A 22563-nucleotide genomic window follows, 5' to 3' on the forward strand; every position below is an offset into this window, starting at 1 on the left:
ACATGACGGAAGCGGGCACGGGCACGAAGGCTGGAGCGTTCCACACCGGAACGTACCGCAGCGTATTCCGCGAGGCGGGCTACGGAGAGGAAGAGATCGCCGCGCGGCTTGCGCAGACGTGGCGAGAGCTGTTCGAGGACGGCGACGAGACGCGCATCTACTACGAGACGGACGACGGGATGGGCTACCTGCTCGATACGGGCAATCTCGACGTGCGCACCGAGGGCATGTCGTACGGCATGATGATGGCCGTGCAGCTCGGCCATAAGGATGTGTTCGACCGCATCTGGCGCTGGAGCTGGCAGTACATGCATCTGAAAGAAGGACCGGGAGCCGGCTACTTCGCCTGGTCCTGCCTGCCGGACGGCACGCGCAACTCGAACGGGCCCGCTCCCGACGGCGAGGAGTACTATGCGCTCGCGCTGCTGTTCGCCTCGCATCGCTGGGGCGACGGCGAGCATCCGCTCGACTACGGCGTCAAGGCGCGGGAGCTGCTGAGCGTCTGCATCCACAAAGGCGAGGACGGCGTCGGCGACCCGATGTGGAACCCGGACAACAAGCTGATCAAGTTCGTTCCGAACTGCGAGTTCAGCGACCCGTCCTACCACCTGCCGCATTTCTACGAGCTGTTCGCGCTGTGGGCCGACCCGGCCGACCGGCCGTTCTGGCAGGAGGCCGCGGCGGCGAGCCGGGCGTACATCCGCCTCTCCTGCCATCCCGAGACGGGGCTGGCGCCGGAATACGCCCATTACGACGGCACGCCCAACGACGAGCGCGGCTACGGCAAGTTTTTCAGCGACGCCTACCGCGTCGCGGCCAACATCGGCCTCGACTGGGAATGGTTCCGCGCCGATCCCGAGCAGCCGGCGATTGCCGGCCGCATCCAGTCGTTCTTCGCGGACAAGGAGCCGGAAGACTACCGGCGCTATCATATCGACGGCACGCCGCTCGAGGAAAAATCGCTTCATCCGGTCGGCCTGCTCGCGACCAACGCCGCCGCCTCGCTGGCCGCGGAAGGAAAGCTGGCGCTGGAGACGGCGCGCCGCTTCTGGGAGACGCCGGTGCGTACCGGGGAGCGCCGCTATTACGACAACTGCCTGTACCTGTTCGCCATGCTGGCGCTGAGCGGGCGCTACCGGATCTGGATGCCGGAGCGCGCATAAGCGGCCGCGCCGGCAGACGACGGCCGAGCTCGGGCGGGAGGCCGCCGGGCGGATCCCATTCCCATTCCTACGGAGGAGGTATTGCCATGCACAAGGTCATGCTGGTCGACGACGAGGGGTATGCGCGGCAAGGACTGAGGACGATGATCGACTGGGAGGACTGCGGCTTCGAGGTATGCGGGGAGGCGGAGGACGGCGAGGAGGCGCTGCGCCTGATCGGCGAGCTGTCGCCGGATCTGGTCATCACCGACATCCGCATGCCGGAGGTGAGCGGGCTGGAGCTGATCCGCTCGGTGCGCGAGCAGGGCAACGACAGCGTCAAGTTCATCATCGTCAGCGGCTACGGCGACTTCGCCTACGCCCAGCAGGCGATCAAGTTCGGCGTCCGCGACTTCATCCTGAAGCCGGTCGACGACGGCGAGGTGACGGGAGCGCTGCGGGAGCTGGCCGGACAGATCGAAAAGGAATCCCGCGATCCCGGCGCGGCCGTCCCGCCGGTCCGCGCCGCGCTCGACAAGCTGCTGCGCGGCGACGCGCCGGCGGAGGCGGGAGCGGAGTACGCCCGCCTGCTCGGCGTGTCGCAGTCCGCTGCCTGCGGCTATCTGCTCGTCGAGGCGCACTGCCCGGCCATGAGCGCCGAGCCGGCTGAGGAGGACGCCGAGGCGGAGGACAGCCTCGGCGCGGCCATTTCCGCGGCAGCGGCCTCGCTCGGCCTGAAGCATGATCCGAGCTGCGTCGACCGGCCGCGGCCGGGGCTGTACGGCCTCGCCGTGCATCTCGCTCCGGCCGATGCCGGCACGACGCTCGAAGGGCTGGCCGAGCGGCTGGCCGCCCGGCTCGGCAGCCGGCTCGGGCGGCCGTTCACCGTCTATGCGGGCGGCCAGGCCGCGTCGGCCGCCGGTCTCCGCGTCTCTCGCCAGGAGGCGATGGAGGCGATGCAGTACCGGTTCGCCTATCCGGAGCGGCGCGCGCTGTGCCGCAGCGCGCTGCGGGGCGAGGAGCTGCGGCGGATGGAGTTCGATCCGAGCGAGCATGCCGCGCTGAACGAGCGGCTCGAGGACGGCGACCCGCTGCTTCGGCAGGAGGCGGTGCGGCGCATCTTCGAGCGCTTCCGGGAGCAGCGCTTCGCGCCCGATGCGGTCCATCACGCGATCAGCCGCTTCGCCTTCGGCGCCATCGCCGCCATCCGCTCGCTCGGCGGCGACGAGAAGGAGCTGCGCTCGCTCGAGCCGCTGCTCGCCTGGCGCGACCGGCCGCTGTCGCCGGACGGCTTGCGGGAGCGGTTCGCCGCGTTCGTCGAGGAGAGCCGGGAGCTGACCAGCCGGCTGCGCAGCAGCGGCGCCAAGGGAGACATCGCCCGCATCAAGCAGTACATCGACAGCCGGTTCCACGAGGAGATCAGCCTGAAGAGCATCGCCGCCCGCTTTTACCTGAACCCGGTCTATCTCGGCCAGCTGTTCAAGAAGAGCTACGGCGTCTACTTCAACGACTATCTGCTCCAGCTGCGCATCCAGCAGGCGAAGCTGCTGCTGCGGCAGACGGAGAAGCGGGTGTACGAGATCGCCCGCTGCGTCGGCTTCGACAATCCGGACTACTTCATCTGCAAGTTCGAAAAGGTCGAGGGCAAGTCTCCGACCGCCTACCGCAACGAGCTGAAGACGGGGTGAAGGATCGCGTCAACGCAAAAGGACAAAGCCGGAAACAATCGGGCCAGGATAGCCCCTGAGGGGCGGAAGAAAGAAGACAGAGCAAGGACCGGAAGCCTGGAACGAACAGGCGGCCGGTCCTTGTTTGGCTTTCCTCGGCTTGGGGAGCTCTGCGGCGGCAGCTGCCGGTCAGTCCTTCAGCACCAGATCTCCCCGCAGCAGCTTCCGTTCATAGCTGGAGCTCGGATTCAGAATCCGCCACAGCAGCTGGTCGACCGCCCGCTTGCCCAGCAGCTCCTCGTTCACGCTGATGGTCGCCTTGCAGGCCGGGGGCGGGCTGACGTTGTCGAATCCAGTAAAGACGACCTTGCCGTCGATCGGAATCCCGATCCGCTCGAACGACTCGATCGTGTAGTTGACGTAGAAATCGTTGGCGCATACGAACACTTCCGGCAGCTCGCGCGAGGCGAACGTCTCCTCGAGCGTCGCGTAGAACTCATCCAGCCGGTGGTCGAGCAGGGCGGGCAGCTGCTCCTGCGGAATGCCGCTTTCGGCCAGGGAGGCGTTGAATTCCAGCCAGCGCTCCCGATAGCTGTGGGCATCCTTGATGTTGCCGATGAACTGGAACTTCCGGTACCCGCGATGGATCATCGCGTTCATCATCTCCCGCATGCCGGCGAAGTTGTCGGTGAACACCGTGTCGCAGTTGAAGCTCGGATCGAGATGATCGACCATGACGATCGGAATGTTCAGCTTGCGGATGTCGAACAGCGTCGACGTCGAGACGTTGCCGATCGTCAGGATGCCCATGATTCCTTCCGGATTGAGCAAGGAGAACATGGACTCGTCCTGCGGCTCCGTCAGCGTCAGGATATTGATTTTTTTCTTGCTCAGGCTCGCGGAGATGCCTTCGAAGATCGGCCCCCAGTAGGAGGATTCGCGGTTCTGGTGGCGGACGTTGGGGAACAGCACCAGGATCGTTCCGGACCAGGTCCGCACGTCGAGGTCGACCAGCTCGTTGAAAACGGCGACCGGCTCCTTGAAATATCCCATCGTTCCCGCTGTCTTTAAGATCATTTCCCTCGTCTGCGTGCTGACGCCCGGCTTGCCCGACAACGCCCGCGATACGGCATATTTCGATAGGCCGGTCTGATCTGCGATTTCTTGAATGGTCACTTTGCCCCGCATCGTATCATCCTCATCCTTATCCAGCTTCTGCTTCTCCCGTCTCCTAATAAAAACGAGATTAAATAACATTTTGTTATGTTAACAACATACCATTGCCAGGGCATTCGCGCAACCTAAAAGCTTCCTGCCCTCAAGGGGGCCAGACGGTCTAAAACTCGGAATCCAGACCCATATAAAGCGTTTTCAAAATTTATCTTGACCTTTCCAAATTTAAGAATTATGATCCGTTATGAAAATAAAAATAACAAAGCCTAAGGGGATGATAACAAAAGGGCCGACAAGGCGTTTTTGTCCCAGGAGGTTTGCAAGCGCTTCAAAAAGGATGGCGTGCATTCATCAATCATTTTGGGAGGGTTCGGGATGAAGAGAAGACCGAAGATGGGCCTGGTGCTGGGGATGAGCCTCACGCTGCTGCTGTCCGCATGCAGCGGCAACAACGGAGGCGGAGCGGCGACGAACGGAGCGGCCGCGACGCCGGGCAGCGAGCCGGCCGCCAGCGCGGCTCCGGCTGAGACGGCGGCGCCGGAGGCGGCTCCGCCTGACCTGGGCGGACGCGTCCTCAAGTTCGCCGCCTGGTGGGATCTCAAGCCGGCCGGCAACACGGCCTCGGAGAAGGAGCGGCTGGCGAAGATCGCGGAAGTCGAGAAGAAATACAACGTCAAGATCGAGTTCGTCAACGTTCCGTTCGAGGAGTACATGCCGAAGTTCACGGCGACGGTGCTGACCGGCGAGCCGTTCGCCGACATCATGCAGATGGAATACAAGTCGGCGCTGCCGGCGGCGCTCAAGGGCCAGCTGCTGAAGGTCGACGAGTTCACCTCTCCCGAGGACGACATCAACCAGGAAAAGAAGCTGATGGTGCGGACGCCGGCGATCGCCGGACAGGAGTACGGCTTCGATAATCCGGGCATGGCCGGCTCCGGCATCCACTACAACCGCGACCTGTTCAAGAAGCTGGGCCTGCCGGACCTGCAGGAGCTGTACGCCGGCGGACAGTGGAACTGGGACAAATTCCTGGAGATCGCCAAGCAGGCGACCAAGGACACGGACAACGACGGCAAGACCGACACGTACGGCTTCTCGGGCTGGTCGATCGACATCGCCCGCAACTTCGTCGCCGCCAACGGCGGGGCCTTCGTCGACCCCGAGAACAAAGCGGAGGGCTTCACGAATCCGAACACGATCGAGGCCGTCGAATTCGTCAACAAGCTCTACAACGTCGAGAACGTCGTCAAGAACAAGACGGGCGACCGGATGAACTACGAGGAGTTCAACACGTTCAAGGACGGCGACGTCGCGATGTTCCCGGCGCCGATCTGGGCGGTGAGCAGCGAGCTGCCATTCGACTTCGGCGTCGTGCCGTTCCCGGTCGGCCCTCACGGCAGCGACAAGTTCACCTTCGCGGACAGCGGCAGCGCGGCCAAGTTCATTCCGAAAGGGGTCAAGGATCCCCAGCTCGTCTACAAGATCTACGAAGAGACGTTCGACATCGCCCAGACCGAGGACTTCCCGGGGCAGGAATGGCTGGAAGGCCAGTACAACCATGAGGAAGACATCATGATGATGAAGGACAACATCAACGGCAAGGGGCAGATCGTGCTCGAGGACGCGTATCCGGACTACCCGACCGGCAAGTTCCTGACGGACATCCTGGTGAACAGCCAATCGGTGACCGCTTCGGCGCAGAAATACAAGCCGGAGGCCGAGGCTTCCATCGGCAAGCTCGGCAATTGACCGCATCGAACGGCCAGCAACGGGGGAGCTTGCGCTCCCCTTTTTTCGTGAAGGGAGGATTCGGGTGAACATCAGCCATCGTCGAAAAAAGAACGCCCCGGTCCGCTTGGCCGCGGCGGCGCTGAGCCTGGCGCTGCTGCTGCCGCTCGGCCTGCCCCCTGTCCGGGCGGAGCAGGCGCAGCCGCCTGACGCCACGAGCGCCGCGGCCGAGCCGTCCGCGGAGCACGGCGCGGCCGCGATGCGCGAGCGTCATTACGCGGCTTATTTGGCGGAGCACGAGGAAGCCAAGGCGCCGGGCGGAGAGATCGTCCTGCAGGCCGCCCAGGCGAGCCGCTGGGAGGGAGAGGGCTTTCGGCAGCTGCAGGACTACGAGGGGATGGACGGCGTCTCGCTGCTGACCGGCGAGTCCGGGGCGGCCGAATGGACCTTCGACGTCAAGGAGGAAGGCTTGTACCGCATCAGCCTGCTCTACTACCCGATCGAGGGCAAAAGCTCGGCGATCGAGCGCGCCTTGTCCATCGACGGGGAGCGTCCGTTCCGGGAGGCGGGCTTCCTGCAGTTCGACCGGATCTGGGACAATGTGCAGGATCAGGTGCAGCGGGACAACCAGGACAACGACCTGAGGCCGAACCAGGGCGAGGCGCCTAGGTGGAGCGAGGCGCCGTTCGCCGACTCCGACGGCTACGAGAACGAGCCGTTCCAGTTTTATTTTTCCGCCGGGACGCACACGCTGCGGCTGGAGTCGACGCGCGAGCCGATGGTGATCCGCCAGCTCAGGCTGCATCAGCTGCCGTCCCCGCCGACCTATTCCGAGTGGATCGCCGAGCAGGAGAGCTCGGGACGGGCGGCGACGTCCGGCCGGCTGGTCACGGTGCAGGGAGAGGCCGCATCCGCGAAGTCGTCCCCGACGCTGTATCCCGTCAGCGAGCGGGCGAGCGCCGCGGTCACGCCGTACAGCAGCTCCAAGATCCGCATCAACGCGATCGGCGGCTACAACTGGCGCATCCCGAATCAATGGCTCGAATGGGAGATCGACGTCCCGGAAACGGGCCTGTACCGGATCGCCTTCAAGTCCAAGCAGAACTTCGTCCGCGGCATCTACTCGACCCGCAGGCTGACCATCGACGGCGTCGTGCCGTTCCGCGAGATGGAGAACGTGGCGTTCCGCTACAAGAGCGGCTACCGCATCGACGTGCTCGGGCGGCGAGGAGCCGTATCTGTTCTACCTGGAGAAGGGAACGCGCACGCTGAGGCTGACCGCCTCGCTCGGCGAGTTCGCTCCGCTCATCCGCGAGGTCGAGGACAGCCTGTTCAACCTCAACGCGGCGTACCGCAGCATTCTGATGATCACGGGCAATACGCCGGACCCGTTCCGCGACTATCAGGTCGACCGCAAGATTCCCGGCTTGATGGAGTCGCTGCAGGCCGAGCGCGACCGGCTGCAGGCCGTCTCCGCCCGCATCGTCGAGCTGTCGGGAGGCTCGGGCGACCAGGAGGCGCTGCTGGATACGATGGCGGAGCAGCTCGAGTCGATGATCGACGAGCCCGATACGATTCCGAAGCGGCTGGCCGCCTACAAGACCAATACCGGCGGTCTCGGCACCTGGGTGCAGAAGGCGCGCGAGCAGCCGCTGCAGATCGACGAGCTGTACGTCGCTTCCGCGGACGTCGAGCTTCCCCGCAAAGGAATGGGCTTCGGCGCGAAGCTGAAGCATGAGGCGCTGACGTTCCTGAGCTCGTTCTTCACCGATTACAACCAGATCGGCAACGTATCGAAGGACGACGAGCAGCGCAGCGTCACGGTATGGATCGGGAGCGGCCGCGACCAGGCCAATACGATCAAGGCGATGATCGACGAGACGTTCACGGCAGAGACCGGCATCGGGGTGAACCTGAAGCTGGTGAACATGGGCACGCTGCTGCCGGCGACGCTGGCCGGCCAAGGTCCGGACGTCGCGATGCAGATCGGCAACGACCTGCCCGTCAACTTCGCCATGCGCAACGCGGCCGAGGATCTGACCCGCTTCCCCGACTTCGAGGACGTGCGGGATCGGTTCCGCCCGAGCGCGATGGTGCCCTACAGCTATGGCGACGGGGTGTACGCCTTGCCGGAGACGCAGACGTTCAACATGCTCTTCTACCGCAAGGACGTGCTGCAGGAGCTTGGCCTCCGCGTGCCGCAGAGCTGGGAGGACGTCTCGGAGATGCTGGCGGTGCTGAGCAAGAACCATATGCAGTTCGGCCTGCCGCCCGTCGTCCAGGGGACGGTGCAGGGGGAGAACGTGCCGCCGAACTCGCTGTACGCCGCGCTGCTCTATCAGAACGGCGGCCAGTTCTATCGGAACGGCGGCCGGGAGTCCGATCTGGACTCGCGCACCGGCATCGAGACGTTCAAGGCGTGGACGGAGTTCTACACCGACTACAAGCTGGAGAAGGAATTCGACTTCGCCAACCGGTTCCGCACCGGACAGATGCCCGTCGGCATCGCCGACTATACGACCTACAACCAGCTGTCCGTCTTCGCGCCCGAGATCCGCGGCATGTGGGGCTTCGCCCCGATCCCCGGCACGCCCGGAGCCGGCGGATCGCTCGACCGCTCCGTCCCGAGCGGCGGCAGCGGCGTCGTCCTGCTGAGCAAGGCGCAGGACAAGGACGCGGCGTGGACGTTCATGAAGTGGTGGACGAGCGAACAGACGCAGACGAAGTTCGGCCGCGAGATGGAAGGGCTGATGGGAGCCGCCGCCCGCTATCCGACCGCCAACATCGCCGCGCTCGACAGCCTGCCCTGGCCGGCGGAGGACTACGCCAGCCTGAAGCGGCAGTTCGAGTGGGTGAAGGGAGTTCCCGAGGTTCCGGGCGGCTACTTCACCGGACGCCATCTGTTCAACGCCTTCTACAAGACCGTGAACGGCGGCGTGGAAGCGCGGGAATCGATCATGGACTACGTCCAATACATTCAAGACGAGATCCGGACGAAGCGCAGCGAATTCGGATTGCCTCGCTAGAGGAGGGAAGCGATCATGCAGACCTGGTGGAGCATGAAATGGAAGGAAGTCAAGACGAGCCGGCAGTCCTATGCGATGCTGGCTCCGTACATGATCCTCTTTTCGGTGTTCACCGTGCTTCCGGTGCTCATATCCATCGTACTCAGCTTCACCTATTTCAACATGCTGGAATTTCCCAAGTTCATCGGCTGGCAGAACTATACGCGCCTCTTCCTTGAGGACGACGTCTTCCTGATCGCGATGAAAAACACGCTGCTGTTCGCCGTCATCACGGGCCCGGTCAGCTACATGGCCTGCTTCGTATTCGCCTGGATCATCAACGAGCTGTCGCCGAAGCTGCGGGCGTTCATGACGCTCGTCTTCTACGCCCCGTCGATATCCGGCAACGTCTTCTTCATCTGGCTGATGATCTTCTCCGGGGACCGCTACGGCATCATGAACGGGATGCTCATGAAGCTCGGCATCCTGCTGGAGCCGATCCAATGGCTCAAGACGGAAGCCTACATCCTGCCGATCATCATCCTCGTGCAGCTGTGGCTGAGCCTCGGCACCGGCTTCCTCGCGTTCATCGCCGGCCTCCAGACGGTCGACCGCACGCTGTACGAGGCCGGGGCGGTCGACGGCATCCGCAACCGCTGGCAGGAGCTGTGGTTCATCACGCTGCCGTCGATGCGGCCGCAGCTGATGTTCGGAGCGGTCATCCAGATCACGACGGCGTTCGCCGTGGCGGACGTCTCGATCGCGCTGGCCGGATTCCCGAGCGTCAACAACGCGGCCGCGACGATCGTCACGCATCTGATGGACTTCGGCACGACGAGATACGAGATGGGCTATGCGTCCTCCATCGCGACCGTGCTGTTCCTGATCATGGTGGGAGCCAACCTGCTCGTCCAAAAACTGCTGCGCAAGGTAGGTGAGTGAGGCCGTGAACTTCTCGTTGCCGCTTCGCCGCAAGCGGGTGAACCGCTCGCTCGGAGGCACGATCTCGCTGTTCGCGCTGCTCGTGCTGTTCGGCTGCTTCATGATCCTGCCGCTCGTCTATGCCGTCAACAACGCCTTCAAGCCGCTGGACGAGATTTTCCTGTTCCCGCCGACGCTGTTCGTCCGCAACCCGACGCTCAACAATTTCGTCGACCTGTTCGCCCTGATGGGCAACTCGTGGGTGCCGTTCTCGCGCTACATCTTCAACACCGTCTTCATCACCGGCGCGGGCATCCTCGGCCATGTCGTGCTCGCCTCGGCGGCGGCGTACCCGCTCGCCAAGCATCAGTTTCCCGGCAAGAAGGCGATGTTCGGCATCGTCGTCCTGTCCCTGATGTTCACGCCTGCCGTAACGGCCATCCCCAACTACATGATCCTGTCGTGGCTGGGCCTGATCGACACGTACTGGGCCGTCATCGTGCCGGCGTTCGCCTACTCGCTCGGCCTGTACCTGATGAAGCAGTTCATGGAGCAGATCCCGGATTCGCTGCTGGAGGCCGCCAAGATCGACGGCGCGAGCGAATACCGCATCTTCTGGACGATCGTCATGCCGAACGTCAAGCCGGCCTGGCTGACGCTCGTCATCCTCCAGTTCCAGATTTTGTGGGGGACGGACGGCAACGGCTTCATCTACAGCGAGCAGCTCAAGTCGCTGCATTTCGCGGCGGGCCAGATCGTCGCCGGCGGCATCGCGCGCGCCGGAGCGGCGGCCGCGGTCGCGCTCATCCTCATGAGCGTGCCGATCACGATGTTCATCTTCTCCCAGAGCCGGATCATCGAGACGATGGCCACCTCGGGAATGAAGGATTAGGAGGGAAGTCCATGAAACTCCATGCGTGCCTGCTCTCGCTGTCGGCGGCGGCGCTGCTGGCGCTCGGCCTTCCCGGCCCGGCCTTCGCCGAGTCGGCGCCGTACGAGAGCTACAATTACGACTCCTGGAGCGACGCGGTGCCGGCTCCGGCCGCCTACTTGCCGGAGAAGAGCGTGAGCGGCTCCGACCTCGGCGTCGGCGACTTCGTCGAGCCGAGCGACATCGCCGTATCCGCACGCGGCCTGCTCTACATCGTCGACAGCGGGAACGCCCGGATCGTCGTCGTGGACGGGGACTGGCGGGTGAAGTCCGTCATCGACCGCTTCGAGCGGGACGGACAGCCGGACGGCTTCGACAATCCGACGGGCCTGTACGTGGACGAGGCCGAGCAGCTCTATGTCGCGGATTCCGGCCATTCCCGGATCGTGGTGCTCGGCGCCGACGGAGCCTTCATCCGGACGATCGAGAAGCCGAGCTCCGACATCCTGCCCGACGGATTCGCCTTCACGCCGCTGAAGGTGGCCGTCGACAAGGCCGGACGCGTCTATGTCGTCGCCAAGGGCATTTTCGAGGGCATCATGCAGTTCGACGGCAGCGGAGCGTTCATCGGCTATGTCGGCACGAACAAGGTGTCTCCGGACTATGCGGAATATTTCTGGAGGATGCTCTCGACCAAGGCGCAGAAAGCCCAGATGGTGCTGTTCGTCCCGACGGAATTCTCCAATCTCGACATGGACGGCAAAGGCTTCCTGTTCGCGACGAACATCGACCCCGGCTCGCGCGAGCCGATCAAGCGGCTCAACCCGTCCGGGGATGACGTGCTCAAGCGCTTCGGCTATTTCGACGTAGCCGGGGACGTCCGGTATCGCTCGGCGGTGGGGCCGTCGCGGATGATCGACGTGAACGTGCGCGAGAGCGGCCTCTACAGCGTGCTGGACTCCAGCCAGGGCAAGGTGTTCACCTACGATCATGAAGGCAATCTGCTCTACATCTACGGCGGCAAGGGCAGCCAGCGCGGCACGGTCAAGACGCCGGCGGCGATCGAGCAGCTCGGCGACCGGCAGCTCGTGCTGGACCGCGGCCGGGCGAGCATCGAGGTGTATGCCCCGACGAGGTACGGCAGCGCCGTCAACAAGGCGGCCGGGCTGCACTACACCGGCGACGAGCTGCAGGCGGTGCCCGCCTGGAAGGAAGTGCTGAAGCTGAACGCCAACTTCGACCTCGCCTACATCGGCATCGGCAAGTCGCTGCTGATGGAGCGCAAGAACAAGGAAGCGATGACGTACTTCAAGCTCGGCATGGACCGCGACTCCTACTCGGTCGCCTTCAAGCGATATCGGCGCGAGGTGATGAAGGAGCACTTCGGCACGGCGCTGACGATCCTGCTCGCCGCCGTCGCCGCGTACGCGCTCTGGCGGCTGGCCGGGCGCAGGCTGCTGCGCGGCGGACGGTCCGCCGGACCGCCGCCGCCATGGACTTCATCGAAAGCGAAGGAGGGCTGAGCATGAAGCGAAGCGACCTGTCTTTTCCGCTGCATCTCATCGTGCATCCGTTCGACGGCTATTGGGATCTCAAATATGACGGCCGCGGCCGCGTCCGGATCGCGCTGATCGTGCTCGGCCTCGTCGTCGTCTCCACGATCGTGCAGAGTCAGTATGCCGGATTCCTGGTCAACTACAACGATCCCCGGCAGCTCAACAGCATCGTCCAGCTGCTGACGATCGTCGTGCCCTTTTTCCTCTGGTGCGTCTCCAACTGGTCGATCACGACGCTTCTGGACGGGGAAGGGAAATTCAAGGAGATCGTCATGGCGACGGGCTACGCGCTCGTGCCGATGGCGCTGATCTACCTGCCGATGACCGTCGCCAGCCGCTTCATGGTGATGGAGGAGACGGCCTTCTATTACCTGATGCTGTCCGTCGCCTCCCTATGGTTCGTGGCGCTGCTGTTCGTCGGCACGATGACCGTGCATCAATACACGGCGCTCAAGACGATCGTGACGATGGCGCTGACGGTCGCCGTCATGGGCATCATCGTTTTCCTCGGCACGCTGGTCGCGAGCATGGCGCAGCAGATGATCGAGTTCGTCGTCAACATCTACCGGGAATTGTCTTTCCGCACTTAAGGGGGCGCAGCTGTGAAAAAACCGAAGAGAACAACGGCGGCCTGGATCGGAGGCGCCGTCTGCGTCGCGGCCGCCTGCGCCGTCCTGCTGCTAGGCGACCGGGGGGCGAAGGCGGTGCCGGCCTCGGCCTACGCGGACGTCGCCGCGCCGCTGGAGGCGGGAGCGGAGCTGAAGGCTCTGCCCGACGCCACGGACGGCGTGCCCGGCATGATCCTGGCGGCCGAATCCGACCGGCTCTCCTTGTACTACGACATGGAGACGACCGAGATCGCCGTCAAGGACAAGCGGCAAGGAGACGTCTGGTACAGCAATCCGCCCGAGCGCGAGTCCGACGCCAAGGCTTCGGGCTTCGAGAAGGAGCTGCTCTCCTCGCAGCTGTCCGTCTCGTTCCGCGATTCCGTCGGCACGCTGGAAACCTATACGAACTTCGCCCAGAGCATCTCCTCCAAGCAGTTCAAGGCGGAAGCGATTCCGGGCGGCCTGCGGGTCGTCTATACGATCGGCGACACGTCGCTCGGCGTCGACGCGCTGCCTCGGCTCATCACCAAGGCCCGGCTGGAGGAGAAGGTGCTCTCCAAGCTCGACAGCTCCTCCGCCAAGTACGTCGAGAAGCGCTATTATCCGACCGAGGCCGATCCCGAGCTGCTGGAGCGCCTCGACGCCCAGGTTTCCAAGCCGCTCGTGCTGAGCAAGATGACCGAGGCGTTCGAGAAGGCCGGCTACACGCCGGACGATCTCGCGGCCGACAACGCTGCCGCCGGCATTGAGGGCGGAGCCGCCTCGACCAAGCCGAACTTCACCGTGCCGCTGGAATACCGCCTGGACGGCGGCTCGCTGCGGGCGACCGTGCCGATGGGCCGGGTGGAGGAGGGCGCCGGCTATCAGATCCGCAGCCTCGACGTGCTTCCTTTTTTCGGCGCGGCCGGCAGCGGGGAGCAGGGCTACATGCTCGTGCCCGACGGCTCGGGCAGCCTCATCCATCTGAACAACGGCAAGGTGAAGGAAGAGCAGTACGTGCAGCGCATCTACGGCATGGACCCGAACGACAACAGCTGGCGGCGCGGCCAGGTGAGCCAGAGCGCGCGCATGCCTGTGTTCGGCCTGAAGGCGGGGAACGCGGCGTGGCTCGCGACGATCGAGCAGGGCGACGCGCTCGCGAGCGTCGCGGCCGACATCAGCGGCAAGAAGAACAGCTACAACTTCGTCCACAGCCGCTTCCACGTCCGCGGCGAGGACGTGCTGGAGCTGTACACCGGCAACAAGGTCCAGGAGATCCAGCTGCTGAACGACCGGCTTCATCGGGGAGACCTCACGGTCCGCTACGGCTTCCTCGACCATGACGCCGCCAGCTATTCCGGGATGGCGGCCGAGTACCGCTCGCAGCTGCAGGCGTCCGGCGTCCTGCAGCCGCTGCAGGAGCAAGGGAGCCTTCCCTTCTACCTGGACATTCTCGGCGCGGTCGACAAGCGGAAGTCGTTCCTCGGCGTGCCGTATCGCTCGCTCGTGACGATGACGACGTTCGAGCAGGCGGGAAGCATCGCCGAGCAGCTGAAGCAGCTCGGCGCGAGCCGCGTCCTGATGCGCTACGAGGGCTGGTCCAGCGGCGGCGCCGAGCACGGCTCCCCGGACTCGCTCCGGGCCGCGGGCGGCCTCGGGGGAGAGCGCGGCCTCAAGGCGCTGCGCCAGCAGCTGGAGAGCCAGGGCGGCCTGCTGTTCCCGGACACGGCCTTCCAGCGGATCTACCGGGACGACGGAGGCTTCAAGCCTTCCGCGGACGCGGCGCGCTTCGTCACCCGCGAGCAGGCGGAGCTGTATCCGTACAACCGTGCGCTGAGCCGGATGGACATGACGCTCGGCTCCTTCTACCTGCTGTCGCCGACGAAGCTTCCTTCCTATGTGGACGCCTTCCTCGCCGGCTTCAAGCGGCAGGACGCCGCCTCCGGAGTCGCCTTGCGCGATCTGGGCGACGTGCTCGCCTCGGATTACCGGGAGGGGCGGGTCGTGCAGCGGGAGGCGGCCAAGACGATCGTGGAGCGGGAGCTCGGCAAGATCTCCGGCAGCGTCGGCCGGACGCTGCTCGTCGGCGGCAACGCGTACGCCTGGAAGGACGCCGACCATCTCGTCGACGTGCCGACGGGCTCCAGCGGCTTCGTCCTCACCGACGAGGAGGTGCCGTTCTACCAGATGGTCGTCCACGGCTCCATTCCTTACGCCGGGCAGGCGTGGAACCTGGCCGACGAGCAGGATATGCGCAAGCAGCTGCTGCGCTCGCTGGAGCTGGGAGCGGCTCCGCGCTTCTATTTGTCGCATGAGCCGTCGTCCAAGCTGAAGTTCACCTCGTTCGACGCCCGCTTCTCCTCGGAGAGCGGCCTCTGGCTGAAGGAAGCCGCCGCGCTCTATCTCGAAGCCGACAAGGCGCTCGCGCCGGTGCAGAACGACGTCATCGCCGAGCATGTCCGCCATCCCGGCGGGGTCGTGGAGGTGCGTTACGCCAAGGGCACGACGTTCCTGATCAACTATTCGGATCAGCCGCAGACCGTGAACGGGCGGACGCTCGCGCCCGAAAGCTACTGGATCGGAGGGAAGGCCTCATGAGAATGGCACCGCTGTCGCTGGCCCGCAAGCGCTCCTTGCTCGGGCTCGCGTTCATCGCGCCCTGGCTGCTCGGCTTCGCGTTCCTGTTCGCGGCTCCCCTGCTGCAGTCGATCCGCTTCAGCCTCAGCAAGCTGACGGTCGAGCCGGGCGGCTACGCGCTGCAGTCGGTCGGCCTGGACAATTTCCGGAATGCGCTGTTCGTCGACGCCTCGTTCAACCGGATCCTCACGCAATCGGTCGCCGAGATGGCGCTGAACGTGCCGATGATCCTGTTCTTCAGCCTGTTCTCCGCGACGCTGCTGAACCAGAGGTTCCGGGGCCGGGCGCTGGCGAGGGCGGTGTTCTTCCTGCCCGTCATCCTCGCCTCGAGCGCGATCTCCGCGGCGGAGGCGTCCGGCCTGATCAACCTCGTCGGCGATGCGACGGCCGTGAACGAGATGGCCGGGTCCAGCTCGTCCTACAACGCGATGTCGATGGTCATGCTGCTCGGCGACGCGGGGCTGCCCGACGCCTTCGCCGACTATATCGTCAGCGCCATCCTGCGCATCTACGACATCATCACGAGCTCCGGCGTGCAGATCCTGATCTTCCTCGCCGCGCTCCAGTCGGTGCCGTCGGCGATGTACGAGGTCGCCAAGATGGAAGGCGCGACCGCGTACGAATCGTTCTGGAAGATCACCTTTCCGCTCGTGAGCCCGCTCATCCTGACGAACGTCATCTATACGATCATCGATTCCTTCAGCGGCAGCGCCGTCACGGACACGATCTTCAAGACGGCGTTCACGACGCAGAACTTCGGCTTGAGCGCGGCCATGTCGTGGATCTACACCGTCATCGTCGGCGTCATCCTGGCCGTCATCGGCTGGACGCTGTCCCGCAAGGTCCACTACGACTGACCGAATAGAAGGAGGAGGAAACCGATGCAGGCAATGCCCGAGGCCGCTCCCGCCGCGGCCGAACCGTCCCGGAGCCCGAACATGCGGCTGCAGAAGGCGGGGAAGAAGTCGGCCGACATGCTGTACGTCCTGTTCCGCTACCTGCTGCTTGCGGGAATCTCGTTCATCATCCTCTACCCGCTGCTCATGAAGGTGTCGATCGCCTTCAAGGACAAGGCGGACATCTACAACCCGACGATCTACATGATTCCCGTGCACTTCACGCTCGACAACATCCGCATGGCGGCCCGGATCCTCGACTACGCGCCGCTGCTCGGGAATACGCTGCTGTTCGCCGCGGCGACGACGGCGCTGACGGCGGCCTCCTGCGCCCTCGCCGGATACGGCTTCGCCCGCTTCCCGTTCCCGGGCAGCGGCATCCTGTTCGGGCTGGTCATCCTGACGATCCTCGTGCCGACCGGCACGCTGATGGTGCCGATGTACCTGAACTTCCGCAGCTTCGACCCGCTCGGCCTCGTCCAGCTGCTGACGGGCAAGCCGGGCTTCAACCTGCTCAACACGTACTGGCCCTCGCTGATCGCCTCGGCGACGGCGATCGGACTCAAGGCGGGGCTGTTCATCTACATCTTCCGCCAGTTCTTCAAGGGCATGCCCAAGGAGATCGAGGAGGCCGCCCTCATCGACGGCGCGGGCGGGCTGCGCACGTTCGCCAGCATCATGATGCCGAACGCGGTGCCGCCGCTCATTACCGTCGTGCTGTTCAGCTTCGTCTGGCAGTACAACGACACGTTTTTCACCTCGCTGTTCATGAACGAGCTGAAGCTGATGCCGACCAAGATCAGCACGCTCGCCGCGCAGGCGAACATGCTGATCCCGGGCATGCTGGGCACGTCCGCCGGCGGGGGAGCGGTCAAGGCCGATCCGAACCATGTGGCGATGATCATCGACACCGGCATCCTGCTCGCGATCCTTCCGCTCGTGCTGCTTTATCTCGCCGTGCAGCGCTATTTCGTCGAGAGCGTCGAGCGCAGCGGCATCATCGGTTGACCCGCCCCGGCGCTTGCCGGCGGCAGCCGAATCCAGATTTGGCAAGGAGGAAGGAACGATGGAACAGCTACGCGACTCCCGGTTCGGCGGGCAGGGCATGGCCGATCGCGACGCCGGCGACGGCGCCAGGCGGCTCATGGCCTTCCTGAGGGACCAGTACGGCCGCAGATGCTTGACCGGCCAGCAGATCGGCGTCGCCTCGACGCCGGAGCTGGACCTCATCCGCGAGACGACGGGGCATTATCCCGCGATCGGCGGGTTCGACTTCATGGAGTATTCTCCGTCCCGCACGGAACGCGGATCGTCCGGCAAGGACACGGAGCTCGCCATCGACTGGTGGCGGAGCGGAGGCATCGTCACGTTCTGCTGGCATTGGAACGCGCCGCAGGATCTGATCGACGAGCCGCCGGACAAGAGCTGGAGCAGCGGCTTCTATACGAAGGCGACGACGTTCGATCTGGCGCGGGCGCTGGCCGACGAGGACTCCGACGGCTACCGGCTGCTCCTGCGGGACATCGACGAGATCGCGGCCCAGCTGGCGAGGCTGCAGGAGGCCGGCGTGCCGGTGCTGTGGCGGCCGCTGCACGAGGCGTCCGGCGGCTGGTTCTGGTGGGGGGCGTCCGGTCCCGAGGCGTGCATCGCCCTATGGAACCTGATGTTCCGGCGGCTGACCGGCCTGCATGGCCTCCACAACCTGATCTGGGTGTGGAACGGACAGCATGCGGACTGGTACCCGGGCGACGAGACGGTGGACATCATCGGCGAGGACATCTACCCGCCGGCGCGCAGCCACGAGTCGCAGGCGGGCCGGTACCGGCTCGCCCGGTCGTTCTCCGCGGAGGACAAGATCGTCGCGATGACGGAAAATGGCGCGCTGCCGGACCTCGACGCGATGGCCGCCGAAGGCGCGCTCTGGGCGTGGATCTGCACCTGGTACGGGGAGTACGTCTATGAGCGGGGCGGCGCGGACGGCCGTATCGCCTACTCCGGCAAGCATACCGAGGCGGAGCGCCTGCGGGCCTTTTACGCCCATCCGCTCGCCCTCTCCCGCGACCAGCTGCCCGACCTGGCCTCCTATCCGCTCGCCGGCGAGCTCCGCGCGGCGGAGGGAGGGCGGGCATGACGACATCCGTCCTCCGTTTTCGCCAATGGATGTTCAAGTCGAGCGGCAGCGACGAATGGATGCCGGCCGTCGTTCCCGGCTGCGTGCATGCCGACCTGCTGCGCAACCGCGTCATCGCCGATCCGTTCGGCTCCGACAACGAGCGCGAGCTGCAGTGGATCGACAAGCTGGACTGGGACTACGAGACGAGGTTCGACGTTCCGGCGGAGATGCTGCTGCTGCCGAGCCTCGAGCTGGAGTTCGACGGGCTGGACACGTATGCGGACGTGAGCCTCAACGGCAGGCCGGTGCTCTCGGCGGACAACATGTTCCGCCGCTGGAGCGCCGACGTCAAGGGCATCGCGGCGGAAAAGGACAATGTGCTCCGCGTCGTCTTCCGCTCGCCGGTCCGCGAGGACCTGCCGAAGCTCCGGGCGCTCGGCATCGCCCTGCCCGCGGCCAACGACCAGTCGGAGCTCGGCGGCCTCGGCGACGACAAGATCAGCGTGTTCGCCCGCAAGGCGCCGTACCACTACGGCTGGGACTGGGGACCGCGCTTCGTCACGAGCGGAATCTGGCGAGAGGCGCGGCTGGCCGGCTGGAGAGGCAGCCGCATCGCCGACTTCTTCATCCGCCAGGACGAGATCACGGCGCAGACGGCCCGGCTGACGGCGCAGGTCGAGGTGCGCACGCTGGCCGCATGCGCCGCCGTCCTGCGCATCAGCGAGGGCGGGCGCCGCTGGGAGCGGCAGGTGGAGCTGCGGCCGGGGACCGACGTCCTGTCGGTGGAGCTGGAGCTCGAGCAGCCGCGGCTCTGGTGGTGCCGCGGCCTCGGGAAGCCCGAACGCTATGCCTTCAAGGCGGAGCTGCTCCGGCTGGACGACGGGGAGCCGATCGACGAGGCGACGGTCGTGACGGGACTGCGCACGGTCCGTCTGAATACGGAGCGGGACGAGCGCGGAAGCCGCTTCGTGCTGGAGCTGAACGGCGTGCCGGTGTTCGCCAAGGGGGCCAACCACATCCCGCATGACAGCTTCCCGTCCGAGGTGCCGGTGGAGAAGTACCGAGCCGAGGTCGAGGCGGCCGCGGAATGCGGCATGAACATGCTGCGGGTATGGGGAGGCGGGCTGTACGAGGACTCGGCGTTTTACGACCTGTGCGACGAGCATGGCTTGATGGTGTGGCAGGACTTCATGTTCGCCTGCAGCATGTATCCGTCCGACGACGCCTTCCTCGCAAGCGTGGCGGTGGAGGCGGAGGACAACCTCAAGCGGCTGAGGCGTCATCCCAGCCTTGTGCTGTGGTGCGGCAACAACGAGATCGACTCCGCCTGGTCGCAGTACGACGAGCAAGGAGGCTGGGGGTGGAAGGGCCGCTTCTCGGCGGAGCAGCGGAGCGCGATCTGGAGCGGCTACGAGAAGCTGTTCCATGTCCTGCTGCCCCGGGCGGTCGAGGCATTCTCTCCGGGAGTGCCGTACTGGCCGTCCTCCCCGCTCGCCCGACTGTCCGGCGACGCCGGCCAGCACGGGCATGCCGATGCCGGCGAGGGCGACGCCCATTACTGGGGCGTGTGGCACGGCATGGAGCCGTTCGAGGCGTTCCGCGGCAACGTCGGACGGTTCGTGAGCGAATACGGCTTCCAGTCGTTCCCGCAGCTGTCGACGATCCGAACCTATGCGGAGGAGAGCGAGCTGGAGCTGGAGTCGAGGCCGATGCTCGCGCATCAGAAGCATGGCGGCGGCAACCAGCGGATCCGGCATTTCATGAACCTTTACATGAGCGAGCCCAAGGACTTTCCGTCGTTCGTGTATCGGAGCCAGGTGCTGCAGGCCGAGGCGATGAAGGAGGCGATGGAGGCCCACCGGCGCGCCAAGCCTTATTGCATGGGCAGCCTGTACTGGCAGATGAACGACTGCTGGCCGGCGGCCTCCTGGTCGGGCATCGATTATTTCGGCCATTGGAAAGCGCTCCAGTATCAGGCGAAGCGCAGCTTCCGGGAGACGCTCCTCTCGTTCGGCGAGAGCGGAGGGCTGCGGTCCCTGCATGCGGTGACCGACCGTCCCGGCGGCGTCCGCGGAAGGCTGACGCTGCGGCTGCTGGAGTTCGACGGCACGGAGCGGCGCCGCGAGGCCATGGAGGTGCGGCTGGACGAGGCCGGCTCCTCCGTCCTGCTGGCTTTTCGGGACGAGGATTGGCTCGGCGGGCTGCCGGCGGACTCCGCTGTGCTCGTCGCCGCCCTCGAAGAGGACGGAGGGGCGCCGCTTGCGGAGGCGTGGCATTATTTCGTCCCGCTCAAGCAGCAGCGGCTGGAGCGGCCGCGCATCTCTGTCACCGAGGCGGAGGACGGAAGCTGGACCGTTTCGTCCGATACGCTGGCGCGGAAGGTGCGGCTGACGGCGGAGCAGGCCGGACGGTTCTCGGACAATTTCTTCGACGTGCTGCCGGGCCTGCCGAGGATGGTGTCGTTCCACGGCGCCTCGGGGCAGCCGGCCCGGCCCGGCCGCATCTCCTGGATGTCCATGCAGGACACCGGGGCGGACCGGATCGAAGGCGGCTCATGAAGGCATACCACAAGCGATGGGCTGCCGCGATGCTGGGACTGGCGGCCGCTGCGGCCGTCTGCGCCGTCCTGGCGGCGATGCTGGTCAAGCCCGAAAAGGAGATGGCGATGGACGATTATGTGAAGCGCATGCAGCCCGGGTGGAATTTGGGCAATACGTTCGACGCGATCGGAGACGAGACTTCATGGGGCAATCCGCGGACGACGAAGGATCTCGTCGAGGCGGTGGCCGGCCAGGGCTACCGGAGCCTGCGGCTGCCGGTCACCTGGTTCCACCGGACCGGGCCGGGGCCGGAATACCGGATCGATCCCGCTTTTCTGGACCGCATCCAGGAAGTCGTCGATTGGGCGCTCGAGGCGGACCTGCTCGTCATGCTCAACCTGCATCATGATTCCGGCGAGTGGATCAAGGACATGGGCAGCCGCCATGACGAGGTGAAGGCCCGCTACGAGGCGCTCTGGCGGCAGATCGCGGAGCGGTTCCGCGGCTATCCCGAGCAGCTGATGTTCGAGAGCGTCAACGAGCCGCGCTTCTCGGACGACTGGAACAAGGACGATCCCGCGTACTTCGCGATGCTCGATGAGCTGAACGTGGCCTTCCATGAAATCGTGCGCGGCTCGGGAGGAGGCAACTCGCGGCGGCCGCTCGTCATCTCGTCGATGACGGCCAGCGCGTCGCAGGCGAGGCTGGACGAGCTGCTGCGGACGATGCGCAAGATGGAGGACGAGCGGCTGATCGCGACGATCCACTATTACGGCTACTATCCGTTCAGCGTCAATCTCGGCGGAGCGACGACGTTCGACGAACGGGCGAGGCGCGACCTGGAGGAGACGTTCGACCGCGTGGCGGCGACCTTCTCTCCCGCCGGCATCCCCGTCGTGCTCGGCGAGTTCGGCCTGCTCGGGTTCGACAAGTCGCTGGACACGGTGCAGCAGGGGGAGAAGCTCAAGTATTTCGAGCATCTGGCGTACTACGCCCGCGAGAAAGGCTTCGCGACGATGCTGTGGGACAACGGCCAGCATTTCAACCGCCTGACGCGCAGCTGGTCGGACGCCCGGCTGCGGGAGACGATGGTCGCCGGCTGGACCGGCCGCTCCTCCACGACGTCGCCCGACACCGTGTACATGCAGGCCGGCGAGCCGGCGGCGGAAGCCGTGCTGCAGCTCGATCTGAACGGCAACCGGCTGCAGGCGGTCGCCGCGGGAGAGCGGACGCTGAAGGAAGGCGCCGACTACACGGCGGAGGACGGCCAGCTGAAGCTGTCGGCGGCGCTGCTCTCGTCGCTCGTCGGCGGCCAGGCCGGCGATGCCGCCCGGCTGACGCTGTCGTTCAGCGGCGGAGCGGACTGGGACGTGTTTGTCGCCGTCGTCTCGCAGCCCGTGGCCCAGGATTCGGCCGGCTCGATCGAGGGGCTGGCGATTCCGGTCGCGTTTGGCGGCGAGCGGCTGTCGACGCTGGAGGCCGAGTACGAGGACGGAGGCGTGCCGGGGCCTGGCGAGTGGACTCCGTTCAAGGAGTACGGCCTGGCGTTCGCGCCCTCCTATCCGACGGGCGACATCATGCTCAAGAAGCCGCTGCTGGAATCGCTGCAGGAGGGGCGCAAGGTCCGGCTTCGCCTGCATTTCGGGAGCGGCGCCGTGCTGAGCTACAGCATCGTGCGCGCAGGCTCCAAGATCGAAGGAAAGGCGGGCTGAGCCCGCCGGGGAACG

16 protein-coding genes are annotated in these 22563 nt (G+C 65.4%); 15 read left to right on the forward strand and 1 reads right to left on the reverse strand.

The annotated features are described in order from the left end of the window. The first annotated feature begins 2 nt into the window (after positions 1-2). Together GE073_RS06340 and GE073_RS06345 are read left to right on the forward strand one after the other, a co-directional pair. Positions 3-1163 carry a family 8 glycosyl hydrolase gene (locus GE073_RS06340; RefSeq protein WP_153783072.1) on the forward strand — a complete coding sequence of 387 codons (1161 nt, stop codon included), beginning with the start codon at positions 3-5 and terminating at the stop codon, positions 1161-1163. Between the two features lie 86 nt (positions 1164-1249). After that, entirely contained in the window at positions 1250-2830 is a 1581-nt protein-coding gene (locus tag GE073_RS06345; protein WP_153783073.1) for a response regulator transcription factor, read from the forward strand. A 168-nt stretch (positions 2831-2998) separates the two neighbouring features. On the opposite strand, the gene GE073_RS06350 is transcribed toward GE073_RS06345, so the two are convergent. Continuing rightward, positions 2999-3997 (reverse strand): LacI family DNA-binding transcriptional regulator, encoded by a 999-nt coding sequence (locus GE073_RS06350; protein WP_153783074.1) that lies wholly within the window; start codon positions 3995-3997, stop codon positions 2999-3001. 360 nt (positions 3998-4357) lie between these two features. Here GE073_RS06350 and GE073_RS06355 point away from each other — a divergent pair, with 360 nt between their 5' ends. The 13 genes from GE073_RS06355 (at position 4358) to GE073_RS06410 (ending at position 22548) form a co-directional block, all read left to right on the forward strand. Continuing rightward, a complete protein-coding gene (locus GE073_RS06355) occupies positions 4358-5731 on the forward strand; it encodes an ABC transporter substrate-binding protein (RefSeq protein WP_153783075.1) in 1374 nt (457 codons plus the stop codon). A 64-nt stretch (positions 5732-5795) separates the two neighbouring features. Then, a complete protein-coding gene (locus GE073_RS25335; RefSeq protein ID WP_228551326.1) occupies positions 5796-7448 on the forward strand; it encodes a carbohydrate-binding protein in 1653 nt (550 codons plus the stop codon). Positions 7449-7578: 130 nt separating this feature from the next. After that, positions 7579-8736, forward strand: coding sequence for an ABC transporter substrate-binding protein (locus GE073_RS25340; RefSeq protein ID WP_267238424.1), 1158 nt, complete (start codon positions 7579-7581; stop codon positions 8734-8736). Between the two features lie 15 nt (positions 8737-8751). Further along, on the forward strand, positions 8752-9657 hold the full coding sequence (locus GE073_RS06365; protein WP_043111862.1) for a carbohydrate ABC transporter permease: 906 nt from the start codon (positions 8752-8754) through the stop codon (positions 9655-9657). Between the two features lie 4 nt (positions 9658-9661). Beyond that, complete coding sequence (locus GE073_RS06370) at positions 9662-10528, forward strand: carbohydrate ABC transporter permease (RefSeq protein WP_153783076.1); 867 nt, start codon at positions 9662-9664, stop codon at positions 10526-10528. A gap of 11 nt (positions 10529-10539) precedes the next feature. Then, on the forward strand, positions 10540-12030 hold the full coding sequence (locus GE073_RS06375; RefSeq protein WP_153783077.1) for an NHL repeat-containing protein: 1491 nt from the start codon (positions 10540-10542) through the stop codon (positions 12028-12030). Positions 12031-12032: 2 nt separating this feature from the next. After that, complete coding sequence (locus GE073_RS06380; protein ID WP_028600427.1) at positions 12033-12653, forward strand: Yip1 family protein; 621 nt, start codon at positions 12033-12035, stop codon at positions 12651-12653. Positions 12654-12665: 12 nt separating this feature from the next. Further along, complete coding sequence (locus GE073_RS06385) at positions 12666-15248, forward strand: DUF5696 domain-containing protein (RefSeq protein ID WP_228551328.1); 2583 nt, start codon at positions 12666-12668, stop codon at positions 15246-15248. Next, positions 15245-16144, forward strand: a complete 900-nt coding sequence (locus GE073_RS06390; protein WP_153783078.1) for a carbohydrate ABC transporter permease — start codon at positions 15245-15247, stop codon at positions 16142-16144. The genes GE073_RS06385 and GE073_RS06390 overlap by 4 nt, the downstream gene beginning before the upstream one ends. 81 nt (positions 16145-16225) lie before the next feature. Further along, complete coding sequence (locus GE073_RS06395) at positions 16226-17191, forward strand: carbohydrate ABC transporter permease (protein WP_153784686.1); 966 nt, start codon at positions 16226-16228, stop codon at positions 17189-17191. 58 nt (positions 17192-17249) lie between these two features. Beyond that, positions 17250-18314: a glycosyl hydrolase gene (locus GE073_RS06400; RefSeq protein WP_153783079.1), complete on the forward strand. Its 1065-nt coding sequence runs from the start codon at positions 17250-17252 to the stop codon at positions 18312-18314. Next, positions 18311-20854: a beta-mannosidase gene (locus GE073_RS06405; protein WP_153783080.1), complete on the forward strand. Its 2544-nt coding sequence runs from the start codon at positions 18311-18313 to the stop codon at positions 20852-20854. Before GE073_RS06400 ends, GE073_RS06405 begins: the two co-directional genes overlap by 4 nt. Beyond that, positions 20851-22548 (forward strand): cellulase family glycosylhydrolase, encoded by a 1698-nt coding sequence (locus GE073_RS06410; RefSeq protein WP_153783081.1) that lies wholly within the window; start codon positions 20851-20853, stop codon positions 22546-22548. Before GE073_RS06405 ends, GE073_RS06410 begins: the two co-directional genes overlap by 4 nt. The last annotated feature ends 15 nt before the right edge of the window (positions 22549-22563 follow it).

The sequence above is a fragment of the Paenibacillus sp. B01 genome (genome assembly GCF_009649995.1).
In the GTDB taxonomy this organism is placed as follows: Bacteria; Bacillota; Bacilli; order Paenibacillales; family Paenibacillaceae; genus Paenibacillus_O; species Paenibacillus_O pasadenensis.

Coding starts and splice junctions, on each gene's coding strand:
- GE073_RS06340 (WP_153783072.1), top strand. CDS start 3: ATGACGGAAGCGGGCACGGGCACGAAGGCTGGAGCGTTCCACACCGGA.
- GE073_RS06345 (WP_153783073.1), top strand. CDS start 1,250: ATGCACAAGGTCATGCTGGTCGACGACGAGGGGTATGCGCGGCAAGGA.
- GE073_RS06350 (WP_153783074.1), bottom strand. CDS start 3,997: ATGCGGGGCAAAGTGACCATTCAAGAAATCGCAGATCAGACCGGCCTA.
- GE073_RS06355 (WP_153783075.1), top strand. CDS start 4,358: ATGAAGAGAAGACCGAAGATGGGCCTGGTGCTGGGGATGAGCCTCACG.
- GE073_RS25340 (WP_267238424.1), top strand. CDS start 7,579: ATGATCGACGAGACGTTCACGGCAGAGACCGGCATCGGGGTGAACCTG.
- GE073_RS06365 (WP_043111862.1), top strand. CDS start 8,752: ATGCAGACCTGGTGGAGCATGAAATGGAAGGAAGTCAAGACGAGCCGG.
- GE073_RS06375 (WP_153783077.1), top strand. CDS start 10,540: ATGAAACTCCATGCGTGCCTGCTCTCGCTGTCGGCGGCGGCGCTGCTG.
- GE073_RS06380 (WP_028600427.1), top strand. CDS start 12,033: ATGAAGCGAAGCGACCTGTCTTTTCCGCTGCATCTCATCGTGCATCCG.
- GE073_RS06390 (WP_153783078.1), top strand. CDS start 15,245: ATGAGAATGGCACCGCTGTCGCTGGCCCGCAAGCGCTCCTTGCTCGGG.
- GE073_RS06395 (WP_153784686.1), top strand. CDS start 16,226: ATGCGGCTGCAGAAGGCGGGGAAGAAGTCGGCCGACATGCTGTACGTC.
- GE073_RS06400 (WP_153783079.1), top strand. CDS start 17,250: ATGGAACAGCTACGCGACTCCCGGTTCGGCGGGCAGGGCATGGCCGAT.
- GE073_RS06405 (WP_153783080.1), top strand. CDS start 18,311: ATGACGACATCCGTCCTCCGTTTTCGCCAATGGATGTTCAAGTCGAGC.
- GE073_RS06410 (WP_153783081.1), top strand. CDS start 20,851: ATGAAGGCATACCACAAGCGATGGGCTGCCGCGATGCTGGGACTGGCG.